The following is a 211-nucleotide window of genomic DNA, read 5'->3' on the forward strand; positions in this document are numbered from 1 at the left end:
GCATCACGCAAGTGGCCTGGAATTCTGGCGAGTGCAGCACGCTATGCCTTGACGAGCGCCTTTCGTGCTTTCCTCACAAGGGACTTTGCCGCGGGTCGCGTTGTTGGGGCCGCCGCTGCGCGAGTAGCTCGTTTTGGCTTTTCCGCCGCGGCGGGTGCGAGCGGCGGCACCTTGCGCCCCAGGCCTATTGATTTTGCCAAAGCCGAGCGGG

Source organism: Mesorhizobium sp. (assembly GCF_005063415.1).
In the GTDB taxonomy this organism is placed as follows: Bacteria; Pseudomonadota; Alphaproteobacteria; order Rhizobiales; family Rhizobiaceae; genus Mesorhizobium.